At 48.3% G+C, this 16,028-nt stretch carries 16 protein-coding genes and 1 pseudogene; 8 read left to right on the top strand and 9 right to left on the bottom strand.

Going from position 1 to position 16,028, the window contains the following annotated elements; translation table 11 throughout:
* From ABNT28_RS00685 to ABNT28_RS00665, 5 genes and pseudogenes are all read left to right on the top strand, one after another.
* A pseudogene (locus ABNT28_RS00685) lies at positions 1-315 on the top strand (sn-glycerol-3-phosphate ABC transporter substrate-binding protein); the annotation flags it as partial.
* 67 nt (positions 316-382) lie between these two features.
* A complete protein-coding gene (gene ugpA, locus ABNT28_RS00680) occupies positions 383-1,264 on the top strand; it encodes a sn-glycerol-3-phosphate ABC transporter permease UgpA (RefSeq protein ID WP_332924333.1) in 882 nt (293 codons plus the stop codon).
* The gene (ugpE, locus tag ABNT28_RS00675; RefSeq protein WP_332924332.1) at positions 1,264-2,115 is read left to right on the top strand and encodes a sn-glycerol-3-phosphate ABC transporter permease UgpE; all 852 of its coding nucleotides are present in this window, start codon (positions 1,264-1,266) and stop codon (positions 2,113-2,115) included. Before ugpA ends, ugpE begins: the two co-directional genes overlap by 1 nt.
* Positions 2,116-2,143: 28 nt before the next feature.
* Positions 2,144-3,229 (top strand): sn-glycerol-3-phosphate ABC transporter ATP-binding protein UgpC, encoded by a 1,086-nt coding sequence (gene ugpC, locus ABNT28_RS00670; RefSeq protein ID WP_332924331.1) that lies wholly within the window; start codon positions 2,144-2,146, stop codon positions 3,227-3,229.
* A gap of 2 nt (positions 3,230-3,231) precedes the next feature.
* Positions 3,232-3,744 carry a gluconokinase gene (locus tag ABNT28_RS00665; protein ID WP_332924330.1) on the top strand — a complete coding sequence of 171 codons (513 nt, stop codon included), beginning with the start codon at positions 3,232-3,234 and terminating at the stop codon, positions 3,742-3,744.
* Positions 3,745-3,755: 11 nt separating this feature from the next.
* Here ABNT28_RS00665 and ABNT28_RS00660 read toward each other — a convergent pair whose 3' ends face one another.
* From ABNT28_RS00660 to uxaC, 6 genes are all read right to left on the bottom strand, one after another.
* Positions 3,756-4,721, bottom strand: a complete 966-nt coding sequence (locus ABNT28_RS00660) for a 2-hydroxyacid dehydrogenase (protein ID WP_332924329.1) — start codon at positions 4,719-4,721, stop codon at positions 3,756-3,758.
* A 43-nt stretch (positions 4,722-4,764) separates the two neighbouring features.
* The gene (locus tag ABNT28_RS00655; RefSeq protein WP_332924328.1) at positions 4,765-5,613 is read right to left on the bottom strand and encodes a fumarylacetoacetate hydrolase family protein; all 849 of its coding nucleotides are present in this window, start codon (positions 5,611-5,613) and stop codon (positions 4,765-4,767) included.
* A gap of 107 nt (positions 5,614-5,720) precedes the next feature.
* Positions 5,721-6,641, bottom strand: a complete 921-nt coding sequence (locus tag ABNT28_RS00650) for a sugar kinase (RefSeq protein WP_332924327.1) — start codon at positions 6,639-6,641, stop codon at positions 5,721-5,723.
* 3 nt (positions 6,642-6,644) lie between these two features.
* Positions 6,645-7,829 (bottom strand): mannonate dehydratase, encoded by a 1,185-nt coding sequence (gene uxuA / locus ABNT28_RS00645; RefSeq protein ID WP_348720846.1) that lies wholly within the window; start codon positions 7,827-7,829, stop codon positions 6,645-6,647.
* Positions 7,826-9,265, bottom strand: coding sequence for a mannitol dehydrogenase family protein (locus ABNT28_RS00640; RefSeq protein WP_348720845.1), 1,440 nt, complete (start codon positions 9,263-9,265; stop codon positions 7,826-7,828). The genes uxuA and ABNT28_RS00640 overlap by 4 nt, the downstream gene beginning before the upstream one ends.
* On the bottom strand, positions 9,262-10,689 hold the full coding sequence (gene uxaC / locus ABNT28_RS00635; protein WP_348720844.1) for a glucuronate isomerase: 1,428 nt from the start codon (positions 10,687-10,689) through the stop codon (positions 9,262-9,264). Before uxaC ends, ABNT28_RS00640 begins: the two co-directional genes overlap by 4 nt.
* A gap of 141 nt (positions 10,690-10,830) precedes the next feature.
* Between uxaC and ABNT28_RS00630 the strand changes: the two genes are divergently transcribed.
* The 3 genes from ABNT28_RS00630 (at position 10,831) to ABNT28_RS00620 (ending at position 13,352) form a co-directional block, all read left to right on the top strand.
* Positions 10,831-11,427 carry a LysE family translocator gene (locus ABNT28_RS00630; RefSeq protein WP_332924323.1) on the top strand — a complete coding sequence of 199 codons (597 nt, stop codon included), beginning with the start codon at positions 10,831-10,833 and terminating at the stop codon, positions 11,425-11,427.
* 96 nt (positions 11,428-11,523) lie between these two features.
* A complete protein-coding gene (locus tag ABNT28_RS00625; RefSeq protein WP_332924322.1) occupies positions 11,524-12,285 on the top strand; it encodes a TIM barrel protein in 762 nt (253 codons plus the stop codon).
* 227 nt (positions 12,286-12,512) lie between these two features.
* Positions 12,513-13,352, top strand: a complete 840-nt coding sequence (locus ABNT28_RS00620) for a ferredoxin--NADP reductase (RefSeq protein WP_348720843.1) — start codon at positions 12,513-12,515, stop codon at positions 13,350-13,352.
* Positions 13,353-13,366: 14 nt separating this feature from the next.
* Here ABNT28_RS00620 and ABNT28_RS00615 read toward each other — a convergent pair whose 3' ends face one another.
* The 3 genes from ABNT28_RS00615 to ABNT28_RS00605 are packed head-to-tail and all read right to left on the bottom strand — an operon-like array spanning position 13,367 to position 15,959.
* Entirely contained in the window at positions 13,367-14,128 is a 762-nt protein-coding gene (locus ABNT28_RS00615) for an ABC transporter permease (RefSeq protein WP_332924320.1), read from the bottom strand.
* Positions 14,129-14,132: 4 nt separating this feature from the next.
* The gene (locus tag ABNT28_RS00610) at positions 14,133-15,056 is read right to left on the bottom strand and encodes an ABC transporter ATP-binding protein (protein ID WP_332924319.1); all 924 of its coding nucleotides are present in this window, start codon (positions 15,054-15,056) and stop codon (positions 14,133-14,135) included.
* 57 nt (positions 15,057-15,113) lie between these two features.
* A complete protein-coding gene (locus ABNT28_RS00605; RefSeq protein ID WP_332924318.1) occupies positions 15,114-15,959 on the bottom strand; it encodes a TauD/TfdA family dioxygenase in 846 nt (281 codons plus the stop codon).
* Positions 15,960-16,028 lie beyond the last annotated feature (69 nt).

Here is a 16,028-nt window from a genome sequence, read left to right as displayed (position 1 = left end):
GCTGAAGTGCAGGCGTGGTGGCATCAGGAAACTGGCTATGTGCCAATCACAACAGCCGCTTATGATCTGTCAAAGAAGCAAGGTTTCTACGATACAAACCCGGGTACAGACACAGCTATTAAACAGCTGAATCTGAACACGCCAACAGCGAATTCTAAAGGTCTGCGTTTTGGTAATTATGTTCAGGTCCGTGATGTCATCAACGAAGAAATGGAAGCCATCTGGAGTGGTGCCAAATCGTCAAGTGATGCGATGGATGAAGCTACCAAGCGTGGTAATGTGCTTCTTCGCAAGTTCGAGCGTGCAAATAAATAACGCCTAAATTGCTACCCCATGGTCACCTGATCATGGGGTAAGATGCTTTTCAGCTTTGGATTTTTTTATGCAAGAACGCGTTATCTTTAAATCCCGCTCTTTGCCTTATTTGCTGGTCGCGCCGCAAATTATCATCACCTTGATTTTTTTCCTCTGGCCAGCGGCACAGGCTTTGTATCAGTCATTTTTGATTGAAGATGCTTTTGGTTTTAGTTCTGAATTTGTCTGGTTCGAGAACTATCAAATGCTATTTGAAGATCCTTATTATATCGATGCTTTTTTGCGTACAGGCCTTTTCTCATTAGCGGTAGCGGGCCTGTCGATGAGTTTTGCCTTAGTCCTTGCTGGCTTTGCTGACCGTGTCATAAAGGGAGCGCTTATCTATCGTACCTTTCTGATTTGGCCTTATGCTGTCGCCCCTGCATTGGCGGGTGCCTTATGGGTATTCATGTTTGATCCCACACTTGGCATCTGGACATATTTTTTGAAATTTGTCGGTGTTGATCTGAATTACAAACTGAATGGCAATCACGCTATGACGCTGGTCATTCTGGCCGCAGCATGGAAACAGATTGCCTATAATTTCCTGTTTTTCCTAGCGGGCATGCAAGCCGTGCCACGCTCACTGATTGAGGCGGCGGCGATTGATGGTGCCAGTCCGATGCGCCGTTTCTGGACAATTATTTTTCCACTTTTATCACCAACGACCTTTTTCCTGCTTGTTATCAATACAGTCTATGCGTTTTTCGATACCTTCGGGATTGTCCATTCTTTGACCAGCGGTGGGCCTGCAAAATCAACCGAAATTCTGGTCTATAAAGTGTTCAATGATGGCTTTATCGGCCTTGATCTTGGTGGGTCTGCGGCACAGTCGGTTATTCTGATGGCGATTGTTATTTCGCTGACTATTTTCCAGTTCCGTTATGTCGAGCGAAGGGTGCAATATTGATGGTTGAAAATCGTCGCTTTCTCAGAATTGTAACGCATATTGTCCTCATTCTGGGCATTGCCATTATTGCGATCCCAATCTGGATTATGCTTGTGGGTGCTAGTCATGATGGCGTTCGGATGTTACAGGTGCCAGTCCCACTTATGCTTGGCGACCAATTCTGGGTGAACTTCAACGCGGCATTATTTGGCACTGGTCTTGAAGGTACCGAAACCGCGCCAGTATGGCTGATGTTGCTGAATAGTTTAATTATGGCGCTCAGCATCACCTTTGGTAAAATTATCATTTCATTGCTGTCGGCATTTGCGATTGTCTATTTCCGCTTTCCCATGCGCATGCTGTGCTTCTGGATGATTTTCGTGACCTTGATGCTTCCGGTTGAGGTTCGTATTATTCCAACATTCGAAGTTGTGGCTAATCTTGGCATGTTGAATAGCTATGCGGGTCTGAGTATCCCGCTTATTGCGTCGGCTACCGCCACGTTTCTGTTTCGCCAGGTCTTTATGACAATTCCGGGCGAACTTGTTGAATCAGCTCGCATTGATGGTGCCAGTCCGATGCGCTTTTTCATTGATTTCCTTATTCCGTTGTCGCGGACAAATATTGCGGCATTGTTTGTTATTTTATTTATTTATGGTTGGAATCAGTATCTATGGCCGCTGATTATCACCACGGATCAGGCAAATTACACCATTGTCATGAGCATCAAACAAATGCTTGAAGCGGCCGAACAGTCGCCTGTTTGGAATATCATCATGATGACCGCGCTTTTGGCAATGTTGCCACCGGTGCTGGTTGTGATTTTGATGCAAAAGCTATTTGTCAAAGGCCTTGTCGAGTCTGAGAAATAGGTATCACCCTGCGTGAAGAGAGATTGAAATGGGCAATATAGAATTTAAAAATCTACATAAATCATATGCCAAGACAGAGGTGATCCACGGCATTGACGGACAGGTAAAGGACGGGGAATTTGTCGTTATCGTTGGGCCGTCCGGATGTGGGAAATCAACCCTGTTACGCATGATCGCGGGACTGGAAACGGTGACTGACGGCGATATTATCATCAATGGAAACCGCGTAAATGACCTAGAGCCTGCCGCGCGCGATATTGCCATGGTGTTTCAGACCTATGCGCTATATCCGCATATGTCGGTTTTTGAAAATATGTCTTATGGGCTGAAAATTCAGAAAGTCCCGCGCGACGAAATCAAACGCCGGGTAGAGGCCGCCGCCGCCATTCTGGAAATTACCGATCTGCTCGATCGCCAGCCACGTCATATCAGTGGTGGTCAGCGCCAGCGCGTGGCTATGGGGCGCGCTATTGTGCGCGAACCGGCGGTGTTCCTGTTTGACGAACCATTGTCCAATCTGGATGCTAAATTGCGGGTTCAGATGCGTCTGGAAATCAAAAAGCTTCAAGAACGCCTTGGCATTACCAGCGTTTATGTAACCCATGACCAGGTTGAAGCCATGACCCTTGGTGATCGCCTTATGGTCATGAATGCGGGTGTTGTTGAACAATTCGGCATGCCGATTGATCTTTATCAAACACCAGCGTCAGTTTTTGTTGCTGGCTTTATTGGTAGCCCGTCAATGAATTTTCTGTCGGCAAAGCTAGATAAAGTAAAGCGTGTTATAACGCTGGCAAATGGGGATAAAATAACACTTTCTGCGGCGGTTAAATCGGACAATTCACAAACTGTAACGGTTGGTATCCGCCCTGAGCATCTAACCGTCATGACAAGCCGGTCAAAAGCGGCGGCGTCGATTACGATAACGGTTGATATGGTCGAACAGCTTGGTGCCGATACACTTGTGCATGGTATTCTTGATGGGTCGGACTCAACGATAACAGCACGTTTGTCAGGCGTTCAGAATTTCATACGCGATGCCAAAGTTAAGCTTGGCTTTGCGCTTGAGAATATCCACCTGTTTGATGCAACGCACGGCAAACGCCTTGATTAGACATGGGTCTGGCACCAGTTCGACTATTTGTATTGATGGGGATCACAGGATCAGGCAAGTCATCTTACGGCGCCATACTGGCTGATCGTAAAAAGGCGACATATATTGAGGGAGATGATTTTCATCCGCCTGCAAATATAGCCAATATGTCGGCGGGCATGCCGTTGAGCGATGATGATCGCTGGACATGGCTGAAAGTGGTGGCGGCGCAGATGACAATCCCGACAGGTGTCGTTTTTGTCGGCTGTTCGGCTTTGCGTAAATGCTATCGGGAATATCTGACCAACACGGCAGGGATGCCAGTGCATTTTATCTATCTTGATGCGGATCGCCCGATGATTGTCAAACGCATGACCGCACGCGATAACCATTTCATGCCAATCAGTCTAATTGATAGCCAGTTTGACGTTCTTGAAGTGCCAGACGATAAAGAGTCAGCAAGCCATATTGACATAAGCGGAAGCAAGGATGCTGTCATTACCAGAATTCTTGCCGCTATTGACCCACTCATATAGATATTTGTTATCTATTGCGCGGCTTTCATATGTGCGCATTCAGGCACTGGCGTTGTTACTTTGCCGTCATTGAAAAACCGAAGCAGATTTTCAATTGTTAAATCGCCCATAGCGCGCCGTGTTTCTACTGTGGCACTTGCCACATGCGGGGTCAGCGTTACGTTATCCATTCCGAATAAGGCAGGCGGCACGTTTGGCTCATTGGCAAACACATCCAGTCCCGCCCCGCCAAGGCTGCCATCTTCCAGCGCCGCAACCAGCGCCTCTTCATCGACAACCGATCCACGCCCGACATTGATGAAAACACCCTCTGAACCCAACGCATCAATGACCGCACGGTTTACTTTTTTATGGGTTGAGGCATCGCCTGGCGTGATCGCGATGAGATAATCGACATCTGCCGCCATTTTGGCCAGATTATCATAAAAGCGGTATGGCAGATTGGGCCTTTCAGTGCGCGTATGATAGGCAATGTCGCAATCAAATGCCGCCAGCTTGCGGGCAATTGTCTGACCAATTCGTCCTAGCCCAAAGATGCCAACCTTAGTGCCTTCGATCGATCTGGTCAGTGGTGCATTGCCCTGTTCTTTCCAGCGTCCCGAGCAAACCCATTCATGGTCATGCACCAACCGGCGGCTCACCGCCAGCATCAGCATGATCGCCGTATTGGCGACATCATTATTCAGCACAATGGGTGTATGCGTGACCATTATATCGCGGGCATTGGCGATTTTGGTATCAATGGCATCATAGCCAACGCCATAACAGGAAATGATCTTCAGATTATCAAGTCCAGCCATGATCTCTGGCGAAACACCATCATGGCCATTCGTGGCCACGGCGGCAATTTCGGCACCATATTTAGCTAGAAACGCGTCCTTATTGTCAATATCATCCCAAATATGAACGGTGAAATTTTTGGTGAATTCTTTCATCATGATCGGCGTTGCCCCACCGATCAGCAGCATTGAGGTCATTTTGGCGTCCCTAGTTCATATGCACCATGTTGTGACATAAAGATCAGCTATCTTGCCCGACTATTTGGTGCTGTTGACCCAGCCCATCGATCCAGACATCCATAACATCACCCTCTTTCAGATAAACAGGCTTTGGCTTCATGCCAAGGCCTACGCCTGGCGGGGTGCCTGTTGAAATCACATCGCCCGGATGCAAAGTCATTAATTGTGAAAGATGCGCTATGCATTCGGCAACACTGAAAATCATTGTCTTTGTATTACCTGTCTGGCGGCGTTCACCATTCACATCGAGCGTCATATCTAGATTTTGCGGATCGCTTATTTCATCACGTGTCACCAGCCATGGACCAATCGGACCAAAGGTGTCGCATGATTTACCTTTTGTCCATTGGCCAGTCAGCTTGGCCTGAAAATGCCGTTCGGACACATCATTTGCCACGCAATAGCCAGCGACATAATCGAGCGCTTCGTCTGGCGTGACATATTTGCATGCCTTGCCAATCACCACGCCTAATTCGACTTCCCAGTCAGTTGCGTTTGAATTGCGCGGGATCATCACCTTGTCATTTGCGCCAATAATTGCCGAGGTCGCTTTCATGAACAAAATTGGATGCGCTGGAATATCGGAACCTGTTTCGGCCGCATGATCCGAATAATTCAAGCCGATACACATGAATTTGCCAACACCATTTACGCAGGCGCCAATGCGTTGTTCCCCCTGAACCAGTGGCAAAGATACGGGGTCAAGCGCACGTAATCTATCAAGGATGGCATCCGATAACATATGACCGTTAATATCATCAATATGCGCTGATAGATCACGGATATTGCCATCTTTATCAATCAAGCCGGGTTTTTCAGAGCCAGTTTGGCCATAGCGTAAAAGTTTCATGATTATACCTTTTATCTAAAAGATTATATTAAGCTGAGTGACCGTTTCAGGGCAGGCATTTTTGCATATTTTTAGCTGTTTCAAAATTAGCTGTTTCAAAATATGTCCTAGCCAAACTCGTTAGAGAATAAATGTTTGGGTGCCAATGCCCCGATATGCGTAATCACGATCGCGGCGCATTTATGCGCGGCCTTGATGGCATCATCGATGCTGTCGCCAGCCGCCAGCCGTGCCATGATAGCGCCGTTAAAGGCATCACCTGCGGCAGTGCTGTCGATCATGCTATCAATCGGGCAGGGGGCATAATGCTGATGCCCCGATGCTGTCGAAAATAAGGTTGGTGCAGACCCATTTTTGACAATAACCGCTTCTGCCCCTAATGCCAGATAGCGCGTAGCAACATCAATGTCATCATTGTCGCCAAAGGCCATTTTCTCATCATCTAAACTTGGAAGAATAACATCGACAATGCGTCCGGCCTCGGTAATGGCTTCGCGCATCTCATCCATACTATCCCATAATTTTGGGCGGATATTGCTGTCAAAAAACACTGTCTTGTCAGCATTCTTGGCTGATGCAATCAAGCTCAGCAAATGTGCGCGGTCATCGGGCGTCAGGATTGCAAGGGTAATCCCCGATAGATAGATATAACGCGCATTCGCCAGCTTATCGGCCAGTTGTTCGGGATCACGCATCATCAGTCGGGCGGCTGAGTCATTACGCCAATAGCTGAAGCGTCTCTCGCCGTCATGAAGCTGGATCATATAAAGGCCGACTGTCCGGTTTTCAATCCTTGGGATATTGTCACAGGTGATATGATGGTTTGCCATGAAATCGATCATGTCATCAGATAGCTGGTCGGTGCCAAGGCCCGTATGCAACGCCACGCGCCAGTCTTGAGGCATCATCATACGCGCATAATACAGGCTGTTAAAAACATCACCGGCAAAGCCACGTTGCAGTAAATTTGGCGTCTGGGTGGGTGCCAGTTCGACCATCAATTCACCAATGCCAAGACATAATGTCATTGCTTATTCCTTTTGCTCATGCGCTAGCGCATGGATGATGCCGCGTAATTCGGCCAACCCACGCATACGTCCGATCAATGGATAGCCGGGATGTGTGCCGCGCCCTATATCCGAAAGCAATTCATGCCCATGGTCAGGGCGAAATACAATCTGGTGATCGGCGCGTCCCCTTTGCCGACGTCGTTTTTCTTCATTCATCAGGGCTTTGACCAGCGCCACCATATCGACATCACCATCTAGATGGGCGGCTTCCTGAAACGATCCATCAGCGTCCTTGCTGACATTGCGCAGATGCGCAAAATGTATCCTGTCGGCAAATTCGGCGGCGATTTGCGGTACATCATTATCGGGACTGGCACCTAGTGATCCACTGCACAAAGTCAGCCCGTTTGCCATGTTATCGACCTCATCCATGATCCATGCAATATCGGCGTGGCTGGACACAATGCGCGGTAGCCCCAGAACATCACGCGGGGGATCATCAGGATGTACGCATAGCCGCATGCCCAACGTGGTGGCAGTCGGGATAACCTCATGTAAAAAGCGGCTGTAATTTGCCCGTAAGCTGTCGCGGTCAATATCTTTGTATTTTGCCAATTCATCACGAAGCTGACTGATCGAATAACGATCAAAAGCACCAGGTAATCCAGCCATGATGCTGGCCAGCAAACGGTCTTTGTCATTTTGCTTCATCTGGTCAAAACGCTGCTTGGCAGCGTCAACAATCTCAGGCGTATAGTCGGCTTCGGCACCATCACGTTCGAGCATGAATATTTCAAATATCGCCATTTCTTGACGGTCAAAGCGTAAGGCCATGCCGCCGCCTTTTACCGGCGCATCCAAAGTTGTTCGCGTCCAGTCAAGCAAGGGCATGAAATTATAGCAGATCGTATAAATGCCACATGCAGCCAGATTGGCCATTGATTGCCGATAATTGGCAAATAGCGTACTCAGGTCACCTTCACCGCGCTTAATACGTTCGTGAATTGGCAAGCTTTCAACAACCATCCAGTCCAGTAAACCTGTATTAGCAACCATTTTCTGCTGTGTACTAATCGCATCGACAGGCCAGATTTCACCATAGGGAATCTCATGTAACGCTGACACAATACCCGACGCACCTGTTTGCGTGATTTCGGGCAGGGTAATCTTGTCCAGAGGGCCAAACCAGCGCCATGCTTCAATCATGTTGCCTCCCTTGTCGCTTGGCGCAAACACGCGTCAATCCCGTCTTTGCCAATCTTGCGGTACCAGTTCATGATGCGTGAAACAAACATATCATGGTGGGCTAAATCGGGGCTGAAAACACTGTCTATTTCCAGCATGGCTGTCACATAGGCATCATTATCTATTGTATCATTTACGATCGCGCCAAAGCTATCGGCCAGCGGGTCATTAATCACATCACCCATCATATACGCTGATCTGATAAAAAACATCCAGCCAGCAATTATAAGACACAAACCCGAAACAGATCGCCCCGCTTGCAGATTATCGGCGATAGGTTCAAGAATACGCGGGGGAAGCTTTTTTGACGTATCCGTTGCGATTTGTACTGTTTGATGGACGATCGCTGAATTGCCGTAACGTTTCCGCAAAGCCTGACAATAATCGGCAATATCAACCCCACGTGGCACATCAACCGACGGACAGATTTCCCATCGCCACAGATATTCGACAAAATCGGATAAGGCAGGGTCACTGATCGCTTCGCTAACCGTTTCCTTGCCACTTAACAGTCCAAGAATGGCCAAAGCTGTATGGCTGCCGTTCAGACAACGCAGCTTCATGCTTTCAAAGGGCGCGACATCCGCAACCATTTGTGCGCCAACAGCAGCAAAATCAGGTCGCCCAAGAGCGCCGAAATCATCTTCGATCACCCACTGACTAAACGGTTCATGTATAACAGGGGCATGGTCTTCATACCCGATGATTGTGGCCGCATACGCGCGGTCAGAATCCGTTGTCGCCGGGACAATCCGGTCGATCATGGTCACTGGAAAACGCACTTCAGTCTTGATCCATGCTGCCAGTTCGGGATCAATCCGTTCAGCCAGCGCATGCACAATATCTGCCAGCAATCGCCCATTATTGGAAAGATTATCGCATGGCAGACAGCTAAAGGGGGGAATGCCCGCGTCACGCCGCATTGCCAATGATGCAACAATGTAACCAGGTGCCGAAACTGGATCTTCGGGATTGGCTATATCATGCGCAATATCGGGATGCGCCAGATCAAGCGCACCATCATGGTGGCAATAGCCTTTTTCAGTTATCGTCAGCGACACAATGCTGACCTTTTCATCAGCCATCTGCGCCAGAATGCGACTTTGTTCTTCGCGACTTAACGCGACATCACACAGGCTGGTAATGGTACGCGCCATATCGCCATCGGGTCCGCGTTCAAGTGCTGTATAAACATAACCTTGCGCCGCAAGGGCATCACGGACTGCTGGTGATCGAAAGCTGACGCCCATGACACCATACCGCTCATCGCGTGATGGAATCGTTGCATTGAGCCTTTCAAGATAGGCAAGACCAAACGCACGAAAAAACGCGCCAATGCCAAGATGCACAATGCGGATAGGCGGCCTTGAATCCTGAATTGTTGTTGTCACACTCACAGCTTATAGGCCTTTTTTGCCAGCCCATAGGCCAGATCATGGGCCACAATGGCGGCCTCATCTTCGCCCAGCCGTCCGCGCATCACCAGATCGGCCAGATAGGCGCAATCAACCCGCCGTGACACATCATGGCGCGCTGGAATCGAGCAAAAGGCACGTGTGTCATCATTAAAACCAGCGGTGTTATAAAAACCGGCTGTCTCGGTGGTCAATTCACGATAGCGGCGCATACCGTCAGGGCTGTCAAAGAACCACCAAGCTGGCCCTAGCAGTAACACTGGATAGGCACCCGCCAGTGGTGCCAATTCGCGCGACAGGGTTGTTTCATCGAGGGTGAACAGGATCATCTTCAGGGCTGGATTATGTCCCATCTCGTTCAATAGTGGTTTCAGCCCGTTCACATAATCTGTTAGCATCGGGATATCAAAGCCTTTATCAGCACCAAAAGCATCAAATATCTGCTGGGCGTGATTGCGATGCGATCCGGCATGAAGCTGCATGACCATGCCGTCTTCACAGCTCATCCGTGCCATTTCAACCAGCATATGCCCGCGAAATAATTCAGCGTCATGTGCGCTGATCTGGCCTTGCAATGCCTTATCGAACAGCGTCGCCGCTTCAGTTTGATCCAGCACTGTGGTAAAGGCGGTTGGATGTCCATGATCGGTCGCGGTTGCCCCAAAGCTACGAAAATAAGCGCGCCGATCACGATGCGCGTCAAGATAGCCATGCCAGCTTGTTGTGCCAAGGCCAGTGATCGTACCAAGCTCTTCAATCGCGCCAGCAAAACCCCCGTCATGTGTCGCTGATGCATGTGGATTTATAATCGCATCGGGGCGATAGGTTGTGATAACCCGCCCATTCCAGTCCGACAAGGCTAATGCCTGATGTGATTCCAGTGGATCAAGCGGGCTTTCGGTGGTTGCTATCACCTCGATATTGAATTGATCAAACAGGGCGCGGGGACGGAATGAATCGGTGCGCAGACATGCGGCAATCCGGTCATAATAATCATCAGCATTATCCGCGCTTAAAACGACATCCATCCCGAATAATGTCTCAAAAACATGATCCAGCCACATACGGCTAGGCGTGCCGCGAAAACAATGATAATGGGCTGCAAAAATATGCCAGACTGATCTAGGATCAGGTTCTTTGCTATTGCCTGAACCGTTTTTACGCCGAATGCCCAGACTATCTAATGTTATGCCTTGCGATACCAACATCCGAACAATGTAATGATCTGGCGTGATGAATAGTTCGGTTGGATTCGAAAAGGCCTCGTTTTTGGCAAACCAAACCGGCTCGACATGCCCATGCGGGCTGATGATTGGAACATCTTTGACGCTGTCATATAACTGTCTGGCAATCGCGCGACCAGAAGGGTCATGCGGCAATAACCGATTTTCATCTAAAAGCGCCATATTGACTATCCTGACTTAACTTTTGCCTATAATCTAATCTAACCAAGCTTTCAAATATTACTACTTTTGAATGCAGCTTTTGTCTAAATATCGCGCTACGATATTTCCAACCCAGAATGAATTGCGTGAATTGGAAACCCTGTGCTTACCTTTGCGATTGCTGTTTTTCTGCTTTTGATAACGCCTGGGCCAGGGGTGTTAAGTACAGCAGGCGTTGGCACCGCCTATGGTATGCGGTCTGGTACAAGCTATGTGGTAGGGCTGTTTCTTGGCAGTAATCTTGTTGGCGTTCTTGTCATTTCGGGGCTGGCGGCGATCATCCTTGATATTCCAGCTATCCGTATCGCCTTGGCTGTGCTTTCGGCTGGTTATTTATCCTATCTTGCTGCCAAGATCGCTTTTTCTGGTGCCCGCATTGCGATCATCAATCCAACCAAGTCGCCTGCCATATTTGCAGGAATTATGCTTCAGCTGATTAACCCCAAAGCCTATGCCGTGAATACGACCTTTTTCTCTGGCTTTGCCTTTTATCCTGACTCGTTCTTGACCGAAACTATTATAAAACTCCTGATCTTGAATGCGATCTGGATTCCGGTGCATATCGCCTGGCTGTATGCAGGTAGCCGTCTGCGCCGTCTTGATGTCAGTTCCACAGCACAACGCCGGATCAATATGGTGATGGCTGTTTGTTTGCTGGGAGTTGTTGTGCTGTCTCTGGTGTCAATTTTAGGGTATTAGACATGGCAAAGGTGATTTGCGCGGCGTGAATGCACAGATGCTCGATGCCGCCCAAATCACCGATATAGTTTCGCATTTTGATTTTGAGTGGGATTGATGACACGTTTTTCTGCCAATCTGGGGTTTTTGTGGAACGATTTACCATTGCCTGACGCCATCCGCGCCGCGGCTTCGGCAGGGTTCGATGCGGTTGAATGCCATTGGCCTTATGATGTGCCTGCCGAAGATGTTGCCGCCGCCTTAGCTGAAACGGGTCTGACCATGCTGGGCTTGAACACAAGACGTGGTGATCTTGATGCTGGTGAAAATGGCGTTGCGGCACTTCCCGGGCGCGAGACAGATGCCCGCGTCTTTATTGATGAGGCGATTACCTATGCTATTGCCATTAAAGCCCCCAATATTCACGTGATGGCTGGCTTTGCGGCGGGGCAGGCTGCGCATGATAGCTTTATTGCCAATCTGAACTATGCCTGCACTGCCGCCGCACCATACGGCATCACCATTTTGATCGAACCGCTTAATCACTATGATGCGCCAGGCTATTTCCTAAAGGGATCAGCGCAGGCGAAAGCCATCATCGACGAAGTGGGTGCGTCTAATCTGAAGCTGATGTTTGACTGCTATCATATTCAGCGTCTTGAAGGTAATCTCACCAACAAGCTAAGCGATCTGTTGCCAATCATAGGTCATATCCAATTTGCTTCTGTGCCTGATCGCGGTGCGCCTGATCATGGTGAAGTATATTATCCGCATATTTATGCGCATCTTGATGCGATTGGCTATATGGCGCCACTTGGGGCTGAATATAAGCCGGATGGTGATACAGATCGATCGCTTGGCTGGTTAGGCAAAGTCTGACATTCTTTTGGACAAGCCAAAGCTGCGTGTATTTTTTTGCTTATCACGGAATATGACAAAATTTTTGCAAAATTTTGATATTACATTGCACGTGATAAACTGGCGCTATACATAAGCTACACAAAGATAGTTGATTAATCAGGTTTGAATTTTGTGTTAAAGGTCATTTCGCAGGTGACGTCTTTTCTAATCTTTTGAACATAACGCTAGATATATGAGATAGACTAATGACAGAAAACATTCTTTCGCAAGATGTGAAAACAGACGTTCAGGCGCCGGCACCGATACCGGACAATTTATTTGCCGAAACCGTTACCGAGGTCGAACATTATACGGATCATCTGTTTCGCTTCCGTATCACACGGCCTGCCAGCTTCCGCTTTCGGTCAGGTGAATTTGTCATGATTGGATTGCCCGAGTCAGCAACCGGTGAAAAATCGGTATTTCGTGCCTATTCGATTGCTAGCCCGTCATGGGATGAAACGCTCGAATTCTTTTCTATCAAGGTGCCTGGTGGTCCATTGACCGAACATCTGCAAAATATCGTGGCTGGCGATACGATCCTGATGCGCAAGAAATCGACAGGCACGCTGGTGCTTGATGCCTTGCTACCGGGCAAACGGCTGTGGATGATTTCCACGGGAACGGGATTTGCGCCTTTTGCATCGCTTGTCCGCGACCCTGAAGCCTATGAAAAATTCGAAACGCTCATTGCAACGCATACTTGCCGTTATGTGGATGAGCTTCGCTATAGTCAGAATACCGTTGCTGCGACCCTTGATGATCCGCTTGTTGGTGAATTTGCCGCCAACCGATTGCAACTGATAACCAGCACGACACGTGACGATCATCCGCTTACAGGGCGCATCACCACACTTATGCAAGATGGATCGCTATACAGGCATCTGGGCATTGATGGGCTTGACCCCGAACATGACCGCGTGATGATTTGCGGCTCGATGGCCATGCTCAAGGATGTGCGCTTGCTTGTCGAGGCGGCTGGTTTCGTCGAAGGCGCGAATAACAAGCCAGGTAGCTTTGTTGTTGAACGTGCCTTTGTTGGGTAACGTTTTAATGGACACTAGTTTTTAAGCCGGTATCCGGAACGGAATATCCATGAAATAATGGCTATACATACGAAACTGAACAGGCCGATGGCGATCAGGCTTTGTGTCACAGGTACATCAGCAACGCCAAAGAATGACCAGCGAAAGCCGGATACCAGATAGACAACTGGATTGAACAAAGTCACTTTTTGCCAGAAGACAGGCAACATATCGATCGAATAAAAGCTGCCTCCCAGAAAAACCAATGGCGTTATAATCAGCATAGGTACCAGATTCAACTGTTCAAAGCTGCGCGCCCATATACCTAGAATAAAGCCAAGCAGGCTAAACGAAATACAGGTTATCACCAGAAAGCTCATCATCCAGTAGGGGTGCAGAATTTTTACAGGCACAAACAGGAACGATGTACCCAGAATGATAATGCCGATCATCAGCGATTTGGTTGCTGCCGCGCCAACAAAGCCAGTGGTGATTTCCATAAAGGAAACAGGTGCCGATAGCGGTTCGTATATGGTGCCGATAAATTTTGGAAAATAGATGCCGAATGACGCATTTGATATGCTTTGCATTAGCACAGACAGCATGATGAGGCCTGGTACAATAAAAGCACCATATTCAACACCTTCAATAGATTCCATGCGCGAACCTATTGCCGTGCCAAATACGACAAAATACAAAACCGTTGAAATTACTGGTGAGATGATGCTTTGCACCAATGTCCGAAACGTCCGTGCCATCTCGAAAAAATAGATCGCTTTGATTGCTTGGAAATTCATGCTTCTAATCCTTTACCAGATCAACGAAGATATCTTCAAGCGAGCTTTGCGCTGTTTGCAGATCGCGCAAAACAAGTCCGGCGGATGAAATATCCGATAGCAGGCTGGTGATGCCAGTGCGCTCTGCTTTGGTGTCGTAGCTATAGACCAGCCCCATTTTATCGTCGTTGATGACAAGATCATAGGAACCCAGACTATCTGGTATTGATGTGACTGTATCTTGTAAGTGAATGTGCAACTCCTTGGTGCCCATCCGCTTCATCAAAGCCTCTTTATCTTCGATCAGCAAAATCTGGCCTTTGGCAATCACCGCCACTCGATCAGCAATAGCCTCGGCTTCCTCAATATAATGCGTTGTCAGCAATATTGTCACGCCTTGCGCTTTCAGGTCAGCAACGACATTCCACATATCCTTGCGCAATTCGACATCAACGCCAGCGGTTGGTTCATCCAGAAATAACACTTTTGGATGATGGCTCAGCGCCTTGGCGATCAGCACGCGACGTTTCATGCCGCCAGACAGTTCCTTGATTTGCGTATCGCGCTTATCCCAGAGTGATAATTGCTTTAAAATACCTTCTATTACCTGCGCATCTGGTGGATACCCAAACAGGCCGCGTGAAAAGCGCACTGTACTAAGAACTGTCTCAAAAGGTTCCAGCATAACTTCCTGCGGTACCAGACCGATCAGGTTCCGGGCTTTGCGATAGTCGGTGACAACGTCAAACCCACCAACTTTTACAGATCCACTTGTATGCGACAACAGTCCGCATATCATTGAAATCAATGTTGTTTTTCCAGCACCATTCGGTCCCAACAAGGCCAGAATTTCACCTGCCTTAATGTCAAGATCAACCGAGGCAAGCGCAACTGTGCCTGAATCATAGGTCTTGTTAAGCTGGGCTACCGAAATGATAGGATCCAACATTTATCTCCTTTGATGATATGTTATGGGGCGCAAAGACGGATGTAATTACGTCCGTCTTTATGAGGGTATATCACCTTTAACAGTGACGCGCCGTCCTTTTCTTTCTTCTGGCCAATAGTCCCAGATTGCACGATGCATACAACACCGATTGTCCCAGAAAGCCATATCGTTCAGCGACCAGCGGAATCTTATCTGATAATTGACATGCTCAATATGGGAAAAAAGAAACGCCAGCATGGCGTCGCTTTCCTCGGCTGATAGCTCATTGATCCGCGTGGTAAAGGTGCGATTGATATAAAGCGCTTTACGACCTGTTTCGGGATGTGTGCGCACGACTGGATGGGTAGCAACAGGATAGGATATTTCTTCATCCTTGCGTCCACGATCGGCATAGCGTCCACGATAGAAATGCTCGGATTCATGCGTGGCGGTTAGCCCATCCAACATCGTCCCGAGTGTGGGTGACAGATCGTCAAAGGCGGCATACATATCGCTGAACATTGTATCGCCACCACAGGGCGGCAGGATATGTAATTGTAACAACGTGCCTAGTGGCGGTTCGTTATCACATGACACGTCTGAATGCCAATGTTCGCCATTCGCAACTTTTGAATTTTTATGCGCGTGAATTTCAAAGATTTCGGGATAGCCAGCCATTGTCGGCGCGGCTGGATGTGCATGTAAGGGGCCAAACCGCTTGCCAAAATCGATATGCGCTTCAGGGGTGATTTCTTTCTGGTCTTTGAAAAACAGAACCTGATGCGCCAGAAAGGCATGATGAATCTCGGAAAACTGTTCGTCAGTCACCCCGTCAGCGATGTGTATGCCTCGTATCTCAGCGCCCAGATTTGGAGCAAAGGGCCTAACATCTATATGGCTATAATTTTGGCTGGTTTCATTCATCGTAACGATCCTTTATCTGCCAATAAGCTAGCAGGGTAATTTGCCGTATGGAAGTGCTTTGACAAAGCT

It is taken from the genome of uncultured Candidatus Puniceispirillum sp., assembly GCF_963979125.1.
GTDB lineage: Bacteria > Pseudomonadota > Alphaproteobacteria > Puniceispirillales > Puniceispirillaceae > Puniceispirillum.
Note: the sequence above shows the minus strand (reverse complement) of the source record. Positions and strands in the feature narration are given on the sequence as shown.

Bases quoted from the DNA above. Each gene is read 5' to 3' on its own strand.
- ugpA (WP_332924333.1), top strand. From the start codon at position 383: ATGCAAGAACGCGTTATCTTTAAATCCCGCTCTTTGCCTTATTTGCTG.
- ugpE (WP_332924332.1), top strand. From the start codon at position 1,264: ATGGTTGAAAATCGTCGCTTTCTCAGAATTGTAACGCATATTGTCCTC.
- ugpC (WP_332924331.1), top strand. From the start codon at position 2,144: ATGGGCAATATAGAATTTAAAAATCTACATAAATCATATGCCAAGACA.
- ABNT28_RS00665 (WP_332924330.1), top strand. From the start codon at position 3,232: ATGGGTCTGGCACCAGTTCGACTATTTGTATTGATGGGGATCACAGGA.
- ABNT28_RS00660 (WP_332924329.1), bottom strand. From the start codon at position 4,721: ATGACCTCAATGCTGCTGATCGGTGGGGCAACGCCGATCATGATGAAA.
- ABNT28_RS00655 (WP_332924328.1), bottom strand. From the start codon at position 5,613: ATGAAACTTTTACGCTATGGCCAAACTGGCTCTGAAAAACCCGGCTTG.
- ABNT28_RS00650 (WP_332924327.1), bottom strand. From the start codon at position 6,641: ATGACATTATGTCTTGGCATTGGTGAATTGATGGTCGAACTGGCACCC.
- uxuA (WP_348720846.1), bottom strand. From the start codon at position 7,829: ATGATTGAAGCATGGCGCTGGTTTGGCCCTCTGGACAAGATTACCCTG.
- uxaC (WP_348720844.1), bottom strand. From the start codon at position 10,689: ATGGCGCTTTTAGATGAAAATCGGTTATTGCCGCATGACCCTTCTGGT.
- ABNT28_RS00625 (WP_332924322.1), top strand. From the start codon at position 11,524: ATGACACGTTTTTCTGCCAATCTGGGGTTTTTGTGGAACGATTTACCA.
- ABNT28_RS00620 (WP_348720843.1), top strand. From the start codon at position 12,513: ATGACAGAAAACATTCTTTCGCAAGATGTGAAAACAGACGTTCAGGCG.
- ABNT28_RS00615 (WP_332924320.1), bottom strand. From the start codon at position 14,128: ATGAATTTCCAAGCAATCAAAGCGATCTATTTTTTCGAGATGGCACGG.
- ABNT28_RS00610 (WP_332924319.1), bottom strand. From the start codon at position 15,056: ATGTTGGATCCTATCATTTCGGTAGCCCAGCTTAACAAGACCTATGAT.
- ABNT28_RS00605 (WP_332924318.1), bottom strand. From the start codon at position 15,959: ATGAATGAAACCAGCCAAAATTATAGCCATATAGATGTTAGGCCCTTT.